General features: G+C 72.1%; 12 protein-coding genes and 1 pseudogene. 8 read left to right on the top strand and 5 right to left on the bottom strand.

Features of this window, described 5'->3' with window-relative positions; genetic code table 11:
* Positions 1–112 precede the first annotated feature (112 nt).
* The 7 genes and pseudogenes from ACIBEF_RS28925 to ACIBEF_RS28895 all read left to right on the top strand — a co-directional run.
* Positions 113–1,225: pseudogene (locus ACIBEF_RS28925) on the top strand (ABC transporter substrate-binding protein); the annotation flags it as partial.
* 66 nt (positions 1,226–1,291) lie between these two features.
* Positions 1,292–2,194, top strand: coding sequence for a DUF885 domain-containing protein (locus ACIBEF_RS28920; RefSeq protein WP_396796439.1), 903 nt, complete (start codon positions 1,292–1,294; stop codon positions 2,192–2,194).
* 37 nt (positions 2,195–2,231) lie between these two features.
* Complete coding sequence (locus ACIBEF_RS28915) at positions 2,232–2,603, top strand: nuclear transport factor 2 family protein (protein WP_396796437.1); 372 nt, start codon at positions 2,232–2,234, stop codon at positions 2,601–2,603.
* The gene (locus ACIBEF_RS28910; protein ID WP_396796435.1) at positions 2,600–2,926 is read left to right on the top strand and encodes a TIGR04076 family protein; all 327 of its coding nucleotides are present in this window, start codon (positions 2,600–2,602) and stop codon (positions 2,924–2,926) included. The genes ACIBEF_RS28915 and ACIBEF_RS28910 overlap by 4 nt, the downstream gene beginning before the upstream one ends.
* Entirely contained in the window at positions 2,923–3,915 is a 993-nt protein-coding gene (locus ACIBEF_RS28905) for an LLM class flavin-dependent oxidoreductase (RefSeq protein WP_396796433.1), read from the top strand. Before ACIBEF_RS28910 ends, ACIBEF_RS28905 begins: the two co-directional genes overlap by 4 nt.
* 102 nt (positions 3,916–4,017) lie before the next feature.
* The gene (locus ACIBEF_RS28900) at positions 4,018–7,353 is read left to right on the top strand and encodes a S8 family peptidase (RefSeq protein ID WP_396796431.1); all 3,336 of its coding nucleotides are present in this window, start codon (positions 4,018–4,020) and stop codon (positions 7,351–7,353) included.
* Positions 7,354–7,510: 157 nt separating this feature from the next.
* Positions 7,511–8,158 carry a DUF998 domain-containing protein gene (locus ACIBEF_RS28895; protein ID WP_396796429.1) on the top strand — a complete coding sequence of 216 codons (648 nt, stop codon included), beginning with the start codon at positions 7,511–7,513 and terminating at the stop codon, positions 8,156–8,158.
* A gap of 3 nt (positions 8,159–8,161) precedes the next feature.
* On the opposite strand, the gene ACIBEF_RS28890 is transcribed toward ACIBEF_RS28895, so the two are convergent.
* The 5 genes from ACIBEF_RS28890 to ACIBEF_RS28870 all read right to left on the bottom strand — a co-directional run bounded on the left by ACIBEF_RS28890 (position 8,162) and on the right by ACIBEF_RS28870 (position 12,195).
* On the bottom strand, positions 8,162–8,677 hold the full coding sequence (locus ACIBEF_RS28890) for a DUF2231 domain-containing protein (protein ID WP_396796427.1): 516 nt from the start codon (positions 8,675–8,677) through the stop codon (positions 8,162–8,164).
* 90 nt (positions 8,678–8,767) lie between these two features.
* Positions 8,768–9,403, bottom strand: coding sequence for a LysE family translocator (locus tag ACIBEF_RS28885; protein WP_357221247.1), 636 nt, complete (start codon positions 9,401–9,403; stop codon positions 8,768–8,770).
* Between the two features lie 2 nt (positions 9,404–9,405).
* Positions 9,406–10,152, bottom strand: coding sequence for a metallophosphoesterase (locus tag ACIBEF_RS28880; RefSeq protein ID WP_396796425.1), 747 nt, complete (start codon positions 10,150–10,152; stop codon positions 9,406–9,408).
* An 88-nt stretch (positions 10,153–10,240) separates the two neighbouring features.
* A complete protein-coding gene (locus ACIBEF_RS28875) occupies positions 10,241–11,284 on the bottom strand; it encodes an SEC-C metal-binding domain-containing protein (protein WP_396796423.1) in 1,044 nt (347 codons plus the stop codon).
* Between the two features lie 80 nt (positions 11,285–11,364).
* Positions 11,365–12,195, bottom strand: a complete 831-nt coding sequence (locus ACIBEF_RS28870; RefSeq protein ID WP_396796421.1) for an NAD(P)H-binding protein — start codon at positions 12,193–12,195, stop codon at positions 11,365–11,367.
* Between the two features lie 103 nt (positions 12,196–12,298).
* Between ACIBEF_RS28870 and ACIBEF_RS28865 the strand changes: the two genes are divergently transcribed.
* Entirely contained in the window at positions 12,299–13,225 is a 927-nt protein-coding gene (locus ACIBEF_RS28865) for an AraC family transcriptional regulator (RefSeq protein WP_396796420.1), read from the top strand.
* Positions 13,226–13,324: the final 99 nt, after the last annotated feature.

The raw sequence follows: 13,324 nt of genomic DNA, 5'->3' as shown, positions 1-13,324 counted from the left end.
GCCGCGATCTGGCACAACCGGACCACCGGCCAGCCCGTGACGAGATCCCTGATCGCCTACGACCACTGAACCAACTTCGGACTTACTCGTCTAGGCTACCCCCGACCCGAACACCCCGGTGGTGCTGTCGATGCCGTCGACAGCGGTGCTCAACGCCAAGGTCGCCAAGGAGCACGGCGCCCGCGACGGCGCCGACGCCGCCCAGGGCGACACCGCGCAGCAGTACCTGGACATCAACTCCGTCGGCAGCGGCCCGTACGTGCTGAAGTCCTACGACCCCTCGTCGCAGGTGGTGCTGGAGGCCAACCCGAAGTACTGGGGCACGAAGCCGCAGTTCTCCCGGGTGGTGCTGCGCAACATGGATGTGCAGACCCAGAAGCTGACCATGCAACGCGCCGAGGCCGCCGAGGTGTCCCTGGACATCTCCGGCAAGCTCCTCGACGGCCTGCCGGGCAGCCTGCAGACCTCCGGCGTGCAGGACACCGTCTACTTCCTCTTCCTCAACGCCGACCCGGCCGTCTCGGCGGTCACCTCGAACCCGAAGTTCAACCAGGCACTGCGCGCCGCCATCGACTACCAGGGAATCGCCGCCCTGTACGGCAAAGGCGCCGCCCCCGGCGCCGGGCTGGTCGCGCCCGCCTTCCCGGGCGCGCTGCCGGCCGGCGAGGAGTCCAAGCGGGACGTGGCCAAGGCCAAGGCGCTGCTCACCGAGGCCGGCCTGACGAACCCGACGGTCAAGTTCACCTACCCGGCCATCACCTACAAGGGTGTGGACCTCGGCACGGTGGCCACCAAGGTGCAGGGCGACGCCGCCGAGGCCGGCATCAAGCTGGAGCTCAACCCGCAGCCGCTCACCACGTTCCTCGACGAGATGCGCGGCGGGAAGTCTCCGCTCGGGTTCACCCCGCAGAGCCTGAACTACCCGGTCGCCGACTCACTGATCAACAACATGGCACCGGGCCAGGCGACCGCGCTGCGCTCCGGCTGGACGGTCGAGCGGGCCGACCCGGCCGTGGTGGCCGCCGGTAAGAAGGTCACCGAGACCCTCGACCTGGCCGGCCGGGCCACCGCCATGCAGGAGTGGCAGCGGCTGATGAACGCGTCCTCGCCGTACCTCGTGCTGGCCAGCAACTCCTCCATCGTCGTGGCGACCACGGACCTGACCGGGGCGGACTACACCGCCGCCGGTTGGCAGGTGGACGTCGCCGCGGTCGGGCGCAAGTAGTCCCGACGACATGACGACAGTCCACGACGGTGAGCCGGGCGCGGTCGCCACGACGGCTGGGCGGAGTTGGCCCGCACCGCCGCCGAGCTGCGGACCGTCGCGGGTGAGCTGGGCCATCAGCGGGTGGTTGCCGCGCGGGCGGCCCTGGACGCCGACCCGGCCGGGCGGGTGGCGGCCGGGCCAGCCCTGGAGGAGTGGCTGCGCCAGCGCACCGAGCAACTGACCGACGCGCTCGACGGCACCCACTTCGACATCCCGTCCGCCACCCGCCGGGTGGTGTGCCGGATCAGCCCCGCCACCTCCGGGGTCATGTACTACACGCCCCCCGACCCGGCGTTGACGCGTCCCGGCGCGATCTGGTGGTCGGTGCCCACCGGCGAGTCGACGGTGCCGGTGTGGCGGCACGTCGGGACGCTCTGCCACGAGGGGCTGCCCGGCCACCACCTCCAGCACGCCGTCACCCTCACCACCGACGCCCTGCACCCGTGGCAGCGCACCCTCTGCCAGGTGCACGGGTACGCCGAGGGGTGGGCGCACTACGCCGAGCGTCTCGCCGACGAGATCGGCCTGTACGCCGACCCGGCCGAGCGGCTCGGCATGCTCGACGGTCAGCTGTGGCGGGCCGCCCGCGTGGTCATCGACCTGGGTCTGCACCTCGGGCTGCCGATCCCGGCCGGCAACGGGTTCACCGAGGAACGCCGTTGGACGCCTTCTCTCGCGGTGGACGTCCTCACCCGTGTCGTCGGGCTGGACGCCGAGACCGCGCGCTTCGAGGTCGACAGGTATCTCGGCTGGCCGGCGCAGGCCCTGGCCTTCAAGGTCGGCGCGCGGCTGTGGCAGCAGGCCCGCCGGGACGCCGAGCGGCGCGAGGGTACGGCCTTCGACCGGAAACGCTTCCACCACACCGCGTTGGCTCTCGGACCCATGGGACTGGACCCGCTCCGCGCCCGCCTGGCCGACCTGCCCTGACCCCCGCACCGCCGTACCCGATCGGAAGTGACAGCCGATGAGCGATGAGCTCACCACCACCATCACCGACCTGTACCGGTCCCTCGGCGACCGGCCGGCCTTCGACGCGCACCTGCATCCCGACCTGACGTTCTGGGAGTCCGACGCCGACGGCCTGCTGTCCGGCCTGCCCGCGCTGGACGACCTGCGCGACCGGCGGGCGACCCGGGCGACGGGGGCGGCGCCGGTCTCGGTCGCGCCGGAACACCTGCGTGCCGACGCCTGGGGCGACACCGGTCTGGTCCGGTACGTGCTGCGGGCCCGCTTCGCCGACAGCCGGCCGGACGAGTGCTTCCGGGTCACCGACGTCCTGCGCCGCGAGGACGGCTCCTGGCGCATCATGCACCACCACGCGGAGGCCGTTCGATGAGCGCCGAGGAACCCACCACCGACCTGTACGACCTGCGGGTCGTGGTGGAGCGGATCGAGGGCCGCTCGGTGTGCGGCCTCAAACCGGGCGACCACTTCGACGTGACGGAGTCGAATCGGCTGACCATCCCGGCCGGGGGGCACTTCTGCCTCTACGCCCTGGCGGCGTGCCTGCCGTTGCTGCCGGCGAAGCAGCGGGCGCTGGCCGAGGGGGACTGGATGGCAAGGGACAGCCACGTCGCCTGTCCGGACCCGGACGAGCGGCTCATCATGCGCATCGAACGGACCGGCCTTCAGCGCATCCCCACCGAGGAGCTGACGTGAGCGCTGGGCTGGTCGGCATCGGCCTTCAGTCCGACAAGTCCGCCGACGAGTACGCGGAGCTTGCCGAGTTGACCGAACGGCACGGTTTCGACGTGCTGTCGGTCTTCGGTGACCTGATGTACCAACCGCCGATCTTCCCGTTGCTGGTGGCGGCCCGGCACACCCGGCGGATCCGCCTGGGCGCGGCGTGCCTCAACCCGTTCACCATGCACCCGGTCGAGGTCGCCGGTCAGGTGGCCGCGCTGGACCTGGCCTCGCGGGGTCGGGCCTACCTGGGCCTGGCCCGGGGCACCTGGCTCAACGAGATCGGTGTGCCGCAGGTCCGTCCGATCCGGCGCATCGTCGAGACGGTCGCCGTCGTGCGGCTGCTGCTCGCCGGCGACGACAGCGGTTTCCAGGGCGGGGAGTTCACTGTCGCGCCGGGCACGTCGCTGCGGTACGCGCCGGCCCGTGCCGACGTGCCGGTCCTCGTCGGCACCTGGGGGCGGCAGACCGCGCGGGCGGCGGCCGGGTTCGCCGGCGAGGTCAAGGTCGGCGGGTCGGCCAACCCGGCGATGGCCCGGATGATGCGTGCCTGGCTGGACGACGCGGCGGTCGCGGACCGGGACGGCACGGGTGTCGTGCTCGGCGCGGTCACCGTCGTCGACGAGGACGGTGCGCTGGCACGGCGGGTGGCCCGCCGGGAGGTGGCCATGTACCTGGCGGTGGTCGCCGCCCTCGACCCGACGATCGAGGTGGACCCGGAGCTGCTGGCCCGGATCCAGCAGCACGTCGGCCGTCGGGAGGACGACCTCGCCGGCGCGCTGATCGGCGACGACCTGCTCGATCTGTTCGCCTTCTCCGGCACGCCCGAGCACGTCGCGGGGCAGGCGGCGGCGGTGTTCGACGCCGGGGCGAGTCGGGTGGAGTTCGGCACCCCGCACGGGTTGACGCCGCACGGCGGCATCGACCTGCTCGGCCGGCGGGTGCTTCCACTGTTAAGAGCGTGAAAACCTCCTCGTCGAGGACTCCCCGAAGATCGTTGACCTGCATATGATCTTGCAGGAAGTTGCCCGAAGAGGCACTTTCGTCCACATTAGACGAGGAGCAGCATGCTCAGGAAAACGCGGTGGCTGTTGGCGGTTGCCGTCACGGCCACGACGCTGACCGCCCTACCGGGCGGCGCAGCCACAGCCGGCGGCATCGACCGACCCGGCGCACCCGCCGCCTCGGTCGACGGCAGGACCCACACCGTCACCCTGCTGACCGGCGACGTGGTGACCGTCCGCAGCAACGGCTCGGGATGCCCGCAGGCCACGATCCGGCCGGTCGACGAGAACGCGGTGATCCAGCAGAGCTGCGGGCCCGACGGTCACCTGCACGTCATCCCCGCCCGCGTCGCGTCCCAGGTCGGCCCGGTCCTCGACCCGGACCTGTTCGACGTCACCACCCTGATCGCCGACGGCTACGACGACGACAACTCCGCCGAGCTGCCGCTGATCGTGCAGCCCGCCACCGCGTCCGCCCGGGTGGCCGCGCTCGGTGACGTGCTCCCGCTGCCCAGCATCAGTGCGGTCGCCGGCCGCGTACCCAAGAAGAGCCCCGCCACCGCGAAGCTCGCCACCAACTCGCTGCTCGCCGGCGCGAAGAAGGTCTGGCTCGACCGCAAGGTGCACGCCACCGCCCTGACCGGCGGTGGGCGACCCGCCGGCCTGGACCGCAACCTCGGCCAGATCGCCGCGCCGGACGCCTGGAAGGCCGGCTACACCGGCAAGGGCGTCCGGGTCGCGGTGCTCGACACCGGCGCCGACTTCACCCACCCGGACCTGGTCGGCCGGGTCGCCGAGCGGGCCGACTTCACCGCCGAGGGTGGTGACGCCGTCGACCACAACGGCCACGGTACGCACGTCGCCTCGACCATCGCCGGCACCGGCGCGGCCGCCCACGGTCAGCGTCGCGGCGTGGCGCCGGACGCCAAGCTGGTGATCGGCAAGGTTCTCGACGACCACGGCTCCGGCGAGGACTCCGGCATCATCGCCGGCATGGAGTGGGCCGCCACCCGGGCCGACGTCATCAACATGAGCCTCGGTGGCAGCGCACCGGACGACGGCACCGACCCGCTCTCGCTCGCCGTCGACGGTCTGAGTAGGTCCACCGGCACCCTGTTCGTCATCGCCGCGGGCAACAGCGGCGCGCAGATCTCCTCGCCCGGGTCGGCCTCCACCGCGCTCACCGTCGGGGCCGTCGACCGCGACGACAGGCTCGCCGACTTCTCCAGCCGGGGACCGCTTGTCACCAGTAACGTGGCCAAGCCGGAGCTCGTCGCACCCGGTGTCGACATCGTCGCCGCCCGAGCCGCCGGCACCAACCTCCAGGACCCGATCGACAGGTACTACGAGGCGATCAGCGGCACCTCGATGGCGAGCCCGCACGTGGCGGGTGCCGCCGCACTGCTCGCCCAGCGCCACCCGGACTGGACCGGAGAGCGGCTCAAGGCCGCCCTCGTCGGTGCCGCCGACCCGCTCACCGGCATCGACCCGTACGCCGTCGGCGCCGGCCGGCTCAACGCGGCCCGTGCCCTCGGCGGCCCGACCAGCGACCAGCCGGTGGTCAACCTCGGCACGTTCGCGTACCCGCAGTCCGGAACCAACGAGACGAAGCTGAGCTGGACCGGCGAGTCGACTGCCGTCCTCGACCTCGACGTGTCGATCGTCAACCACGACGGCCAGCCCGTGCCGCGCGGCGCGGCGTCGCTGTCGACGAGCCGGGTGACCCTCAAGCGGGGCGCCACCGGGACGGCGACCCTGCGGATCAACCGCGCGGCGCTGGGCAGCCGGCCGGGCCTCTACCTGGCCACCGTCACCGCCCGCAGCGGACGCAAGCCGGTCGTGACCACGCCGGTGAGTTTCTACGTCGAGCCGCCCAGCTACGACCTGACGATCCACACCAAGCCGATGCCCGGCCTGCGGGACGGCGCGGACACCTGGATCAACCTCATGGTCGCCAACCTCACCGACCCCCTGCTGTTCTACGGCGGGGGCGGCGGCACACCCGGGGAGACCTTCACCCTGCGGGTGCCGGCAGGCCGGTACTCGGTGCTCGGCGCGTCGATCGCCTACTACGTCGACAGCGACGTGCAGGAGAGCACCCTCACCGCGGCGGGTGACCTGGACGTGCACGCCGCCCGGAGCGTGACCCTCGACCCGGCGCAGGCCCGGCCGGTCACGGCGACCGTCGACGGGGCGGCCACCACGACCACCCGGACCGACGTCACCACCTTCCAGACCGCGGTGAACGGCCTGCCGTGGTGGCACCAGATCAGCGGGTTCGGCGTGGCCACGGCGGTCCGCAGCGTGGCGATCCCGAAGCCCACCATCGGATCGCGGCGCACCTGGGCGGCCGTCAACATGGACTCGCCGGCCGGCACCGCGCAGCCGTACCGCTACAACATCGTGCACGAGTACGCCAACGGCGTGCCGGCCGACCCGTCGTTCCGGGTGACCAGGGCCGAACAGGCCCGACTGGCCCGCATCGACGAGCGGTTCCACCAGACCGACTCACCGGAGATGTACACCCTGCTCGTCCGTACGGGCTCCACCCCTGACGGGGTGGCGGTGACCCAGACCTACGAGGGCGTCATGCCGCCGAGCCGGACGTCGTACCTCTCGCCGGAGATCGTCTGGGCCGACGAGGGCGTCTACGGCGGGCTGGCGGCCCTGGAAGCGCCGCGCCGGTACCTGCCGGGCAGCCGGCAGTCCAAGGTCTGGGCGCGGCAGCCGCTGCACTCCGACTGGTACGACGACCCGGCCGGCGCCGACTGGAGTTGTGCCACCCCGCCGTCGCGGTCCCGGGGCAACCTGCACCTGGACATGGTGACGCTGACCGACCAGCACCAGCGGGCCGACTGCCTCCAGGGCGAGGCGATCGGTGTGAAACGCAAGCTGTCGCTGTACCGCGACGGCAAGCTGGTCGACGAGCGGTCCGGCCCGTACGGCGACTTCACCGTTGCGCAGTCGATGGCCGACTACCGGGTGACCCTCGACGTCGACACGAGTCTGATCCTCCCGATCTCCACCAAGGTCAACACGTCGTGGACGTTCCGGTCAGCCGGACCGGACGGGACCGGGAGCGTGCCGTTGCCGCTGCTCGCGGTCGACTACGCCCTGCCGATGGACCACAACAACCACCCGGTCGACGGAACGGCTGAGCTGGCCGTCCGGCAGGCGCACGGTGTGAAGACGCAGAAGGTGACGTCGTTCCAGGTCTGGACGTCGACCGACGACGGCGCCACCTGGAAGTCGGCCCGGGTCACCGGCAGCGGTGACAGCTACCGGGTCGAGCTGCCGAAGGCCACCGCCGGGCAGGCAGTCTCGCTGCGGGTGAAGGCCGCCGCCAACGGCGGCAGCGGAATCGACCAGACCATCATCCGGGCGTACCACGCCGGCTGATGGTCACCCCGCTGGTGCGGCCCGGGCCCCCGACCGGGCCGCACCAGCACCCCGCCGGTCTGTGGGAGCCCTCGATTCCCGTGGGGACGGTGTCGATCCGGCCCCGCCTCGTTCGTCGTGACGGTGAACCGTGACGCCGACAACGAGAGGCACACCCATGACGTCCGTCGCCGAGACACCACCGCGCCGAATCCGTCTCCTGCTGGGCTGTGGCACTGTCGCCGGCCTGCTCTTCCCCGTCCTGTCGTTCGGGCAGGCGTTCACCCGATCCGGCTTCGACCTGCGTCGGCACGCGATCAGCTCACTAACCCTCGGTGACCTCGGCTGGTTGCAGGTCATCGCGTTTGTGGGCGCCGGCGTCCTGGCCGTCGCCTTCGCGCTGGGCCTGTGGCAGGCACTGCGACCGGGCCGCGCCGGCACCGTGGTGCCGGTGCTCGTCGGCGTGTACGGGGTGGCGATGGTCGGCGGTGGGATCTTCGTGCCCGATCCCGCACTCGGCTGGCCACCCGGCGCCCCGGCGGGGCTGCCCGAGCAGGCCAGCACGGGCAGCGTCCTGCACACGGTGTGCGGCGCGGCGGCGTTCCTGTCGCTGATCGCGGCCGGCCTGCTGCTCGCTCGACGGTTCGCCGCCCAGGGGGACCGGACCTGGGCGCTCTACAGCGCCACCAGCGGTGCCGTCGCGTTCGTTCTCACCGCACTGCCGTGGAGCGAGGGGAGTGCGAGCATCCGCTTCGCCGTCGGAGCGGTGCTCATCTCGGGGTGGCTCGTGGCACTCTCCTGGCGAACACGCGACGAGGTCGCCTGACCGTCACTGGCCCTCCCAGACCGCCTTCGCCCCGGAGTCGCCGGTGCGCACCACGTAATACACGGTGACGGCGGCGGCCACCAGCGACAGCACCTGCAACGCCAGGGTCAGCGGCTTAGCGGGTCGCCCGTCCGCGCTGGCGTCGGTGGCCCTCGGCGGGACGAGCCGGACCAGCGCCAGGGCCACCACCCCCAACCCGATGCTGGCGTAGAGCGTGATGTCACCGAACTCCTGGTGCGCCTCCAGCTTCGGGAGGAACTCGGGCGTGACCCGGTTAGCGGCGCGCATCCGCTCGAGGAAGGCGTCGCCGGAGAGCTTGGTCAGCAGGGCGGCGACCGGCGCACCCACCGCCAGCAGACCCAGCACCCACCGGGTGTGCGGCCGGATCGGCGGGACGAACGCGTAGCCGACAGTCAGCAGGGCCAGCAGCGGCACGAACGCGACAGCGGCGTGCAGCAGCAGAGGGTGGGCCGGGATGCCCATGATCTCCTCGAACATCGGCGTCTCCTCCGGTGACATCGGCCTGGACGGTGATCGTCCACACCGGGACGCTATCGGTACCAAGCAGTCGTGTCATCCCCGCTGATCGATCACCTGTCGCGACGTGACTCAGGTCGTCGCCGCGCGGACGCCGAGGCCGACCAGGATCACGCCGGTCAGCCGATCGAGCATTCGTCGCACCGATGCGGTGCGGAGCAACCGGGCGGCCGCACCGGAGACGACGGTCCAGCCGGCGAGCCAACAGGTGTGCAGCGCGGCGTGCGCCGTGGCGAGCAGCACCATCGGCAGCAGCACCGGCCGGCCCGGTTCGAGGAACTGCGGCGCCAAGGTGAGGTAGATGGCGGCGGCCTTGGGGTTCAGCACGTTGCCGAGCAACCCTTGCAGGTACGGGTGGTCCACGCGCCAGGGCAGCCTCCGGGCGGAAACCGTCGGTCGCCGTCCCGCCTCCGGGCGACGGCGCGACGCGGACCAGAGCATCCAGAGCCCGAGCCCGACCAGATAACCGGCCCCGACCAGCTTGACCACCCAGAACGCCTGCGACGAGCGGAGTACCAGCGCGGCCAGGCCGACAGCGGCCAGCGTGGCGTGCACGTAGAGCCCGGTCACCGTACCCAGGATGACCCACCAGCCCTGCCGCCGCCCGCCGGTGGCGACCCGCGAGACGACCAGGGTCAGGCTCGCGCCCGGCGTGGCGGTGATCGGCGCGACGGCGACCAGGAAGCCGAGCACCGCGACCCCGTGCATCCTCAGACCACCACCCGGTAGTGGGTGGTGAGCAGGCCCGCGTCGTCGTAGACGTGGAACGCGACGCCGGGCGGCTGGGTCTGGGTGGTCAACGGGCCGTCGCCCTCCCAGGGCATCCGCAGGGTGGAGACCACACCCGGGGCGATCCGCAGTGGACGGCCCGCGAAGGTGCTCGCGGCGGCGGTGTGGAAATGCCCGGTCAGCACGGCGACGACCTGCGGGTGGGCGGCGACGAGTGCGGCCAGGGGGTCGGCCGGCAGTAGCCGCATCGGGTCGATGACCGGGTGGTGCAGCACGACCGGCGGGTGATGCAGGGCGATGAACGTGGGTGTCCCGGCGGGCACCGAACCCAGCTCGTCGGCGAGCCAGGCCATCGTCTCCTCGTCCAGGTGACCCTCGTCGGCACCGGGCACGGACGAGTCGGCCAGGAGGAAGACCGCCCCGGCCACGTCGTGGCGGGCGTTGATCGGGCCGGTGCCGCCGTCGTCGTCACCGAGCAGACCCTTGCGGTACGCGTCGCGTACATCGTGGTTGCCGGGGCAGACCATGACCGGCAGCGGGGATTCGAAGAGCTTCGCGGCGGTCTCGTACTCGGCCACCTCGCCGTGGTCGGCGATGTCCCCGGTGATCAGGATCGCGTCGACAGGTCGTGGCAGGCCGTGCAGGTAGTCCATGACCCGGTCGGTCCGCTCGGCCGACCGGGGATGGCTGTCGAGGTGGGTGTCACTGAGATGCGCGATGACCAGCACGAGGCTCTCCTAACGGCTATCAACGTCAAAGCCGTCAGGAACGCTACTCCGGGCGAGGTCGGCCAGCGCAGCGCGATGACCGCCGCGGTCAGCTCCGCGAGCGCGGCAGGCAGTCCTTCTTGTACTTCAGGCCCGACCCGCACCAGCAGGCGTCGTTGCGCTCCGGCGGCCAGGCGATTCGCGCGCTGGGCCGCGCCGACACCTCGGCCGCGTAGCCCGCGCGGACCGCCGCGTCGGCCGGATCGCCGTCACGTCGACCCGCGAACGCCGTCAACCCGGCCACCGTCGCGCCGAACACGCCCAAACCGGCCTGACCGGCACCCCGCAGCCGAACCAGCTCCGTCTCCAGCCGGCCCCGGTGCGCGTCCCAGTCCGGCCCGTACACCTCGGTGAGGGCGGGATGCTCGGCGAGCAGGCGATCGAACTCGGCCCGAGGCCAGAAGAGCAGATCCGACTCGGCGTCCCTGCGCTCACCGGCCCGACGGACGAGCTGGGTCTCCAGCCGGTCCGCCAGGTCGTCCTGCCGGTCGTGCGGCAGGTTCAGATTGCGCCGTACCCGATGGCGCTGTCGCAACAGGAAGAAGGCGACACCGGGCGCGTCCGGCGGACCGAGATCGACCACCGGGTCGATGGCGGTGCTGGCCGGCCCGGACGCGGCGGTCGCATGCTCCTTGAGGAGCGTGTCGGCCGCCTCGCTCAGCCACGTCTCGGCGGTCGCCGAACGCCCGCCGGCGTCCAGCGCGGCACTGACGTAGGCGGGGGCGTCGGGCTGCACGAGCAGCAACGGGCGCAACGCGGTCAGTTCCGCCATCGCCTCGTCGTCGTGACCGCCGGCCCGGAACAGCGCACGGGCCCGCAGCGCGCGGGCGAACCCGGCCCGAGGATCATCGCCGGACGGGTACGCCGCCAGGGCCTGCTCCGCGTACCGCAGCGCGGCCTCGGGCCTGGCCCGGATCTCCGCGATCTCGGCGGCCAGCGTCAGCGCGTCCCCGGCGTCGTCAGGGTCCTCCAACCGGCCCTGTTCGACGGCCTCCGCGAGGTCGGCGGCGACACCGAGCGGATTCGCCGTCCCGAGCGCCGAGCGGCGAAGTTCGGCGAGGTCAGCCTTGGTGAGTGTTTCTCTCGTCGGCACGATCTCACGGTACGTCGGGGTGCTCGCGGTACGCGGGCAGATCACCTGTTAGCCCGCTCTCATGCCGCCCGCCGGGCGGACTACGACCACGCGCCGGCCGCAGCGGCCCGCGTGGCGTAGGTGTCGAAGTCGACCGGGTCCCGTCCGAGAACCCGACGCACCCCGTCGGTGGGTTCGGCGAGATGGCCCGCCCGCATCCCGGCGAACAGGGCGTTCAGCGCCGTGGCCGCCTCCGCCGGAAAGCCCTCGGCGAGCAGTTCGGCGTGGTACTGCTCCGGAGTGAGCTCGACGTAGCGGATCGAGCGGCCGGTCACCCGGGCGATCGTCGCCACCGCTGCGGCGAAGGTGAGCGCACGGGGGCCGGACAGGTCGTACACCTGTTCGTGGTGACCGGGCGAGGTCAACAGCGTCGCCGCCACGTCGGCGACGTCCTGCGCGTCGACGAACGGCTCGGGCGTGGCCCCCATCGGCAGGGCCAGCCGACCGTCGAGCAGTGGTTGGCGAAACAGGTCCTCGCTGAAGTTCTGACTGAAGTTGTTCGCCCGGATGATCGTCCACTCGATGCCGGACTTCCGCACCGCCTCTTCCGCGGCGAGCATGCCGGGGGAGAAATCGCTGACCCGGTCGATCCCGCGCCCGGAGAGCGCCACGATCCGACCGACACCGGAGTCGACTGCCTGCGTCACGAAGTCGGTGGCCAGCGCCGGGTCCTCCGGAGCGAGCAGATAGACGGCAGAGGAACCTGCCACGGCCGGCCGCCAGGTGTCCCGCCGCGACCAGTCGAACCGCACCTCACCGGAGCGAGAGGCGGCCCGGGCGTGGTGACCCCCTGCCCGCAGCGTCTGGACCAGCCGGCGACCGGTCTTGCCGGTGCCGGCCATCACGAGGGTCGAAGGTGCGTCCGTCGTCATGACCACGAGTCAACGCGCCCGGTCGTGGGCGGGACATGTCCTGTCGTACGCCGGGCATGTCCGATCGTCCGCGGTCCATCCTCCGCGATCTATCGTCGGTGACATGGACCCGTTCGACAATCTGCTGCGCGGTCTGCACGCCGACGGCGCGGCCTTCGGCCGGTCGGTGCTGACCCCGCCGTGGGCGCTGCGGTTCACCGACGGCGCCCCCCTGACGCTCTGCGTCCCGATGCGGGGCGAGGGCTGGATCTCCCATCCGGACAGCGACAAGCCTCGCCTGGTCCGGGTCGGCGAGGCGGCCATCGTGCGAGGGCCGGCGCCGTTCGTCTTCTCCGCCGAGCCCCGGTCGAGCTTCGAGCCCGGGGAACTGCGGGACGTCCGGCGCGGCCAGACCGGGGTGATCGACCCGGTGGGCGCGGATCACACCGACCGTCTCGTGCTGCTGGTCGGGGTGTACCACGTCCGGGGTCGCGTGCCGCAGCGGTTGCTGGGCGCGCTGCCGCCGGTGCTCGTCGTGCCGGAAGACCAGGACTGCGCCGCGCTGCGCGACTACCTGGACGCCCAGCTCGACGCGGGTCGGCCCGGACGGCAGGTCGTGCTCGACCGCCTGCTGGACTGGTTGTTGGTGTGCACGGTTCGGGACTGGTTCGACCAGCCGGAGGCCGAGGCGCCCAGCTGGTACCGGGCGCTGAGCGACGACACTGTCGGTCCGGTGCTGCGCGCCATGCACGACGCCCCGGGCCGACCGTGGACCCTGGCCAGCCTGGCCGCCCATGCCGGGGTCTCCCGGTCCACACTGGCGAAACGGTTCACCGCGTTGGTGGGTGAACCGCCGCTCACCTACCTGACCGACTGGCGCATGGCGGTGGCCGCGGACCTGCTGTCCGAATCGACAGCGACGGTCGCCGCCGTGGCGCGTCGCCTCGGGTACGCGGACGCGTTCGGCTTCAGCGCGGCCTTCAAACGCGTGCACGGCCTGAGCCCGAGCGGGCATCGACGGCTCACCCGGGTCGACGCCACGGCGGCGTGACCGCTGCACGTCAAGGGCCCAGAGCCGGTCGACGAGTGGTCGCAAAACCAACGAACTACGGTCATCTGCCGTCAACCCGTCGTCGGTAGCGTCCGGTCG

Origin of the sequence: Micromonospora sp. NPDC050795 (genome assembly GCF_044456785.1) — a bacterium.
In the GTDB taxonomy this organism is placed as follows: domain Bacteria; phylum Actinomycetota; class Actinomycetes; order Mycobacteriales; family Micromonosporaceae; genus Micromonospora.
The sequence above is the reverse complement of the archived record's forward strand: the minus strand, read 5'-3'. Positions and strand labels throughout refer to the sequence as shown.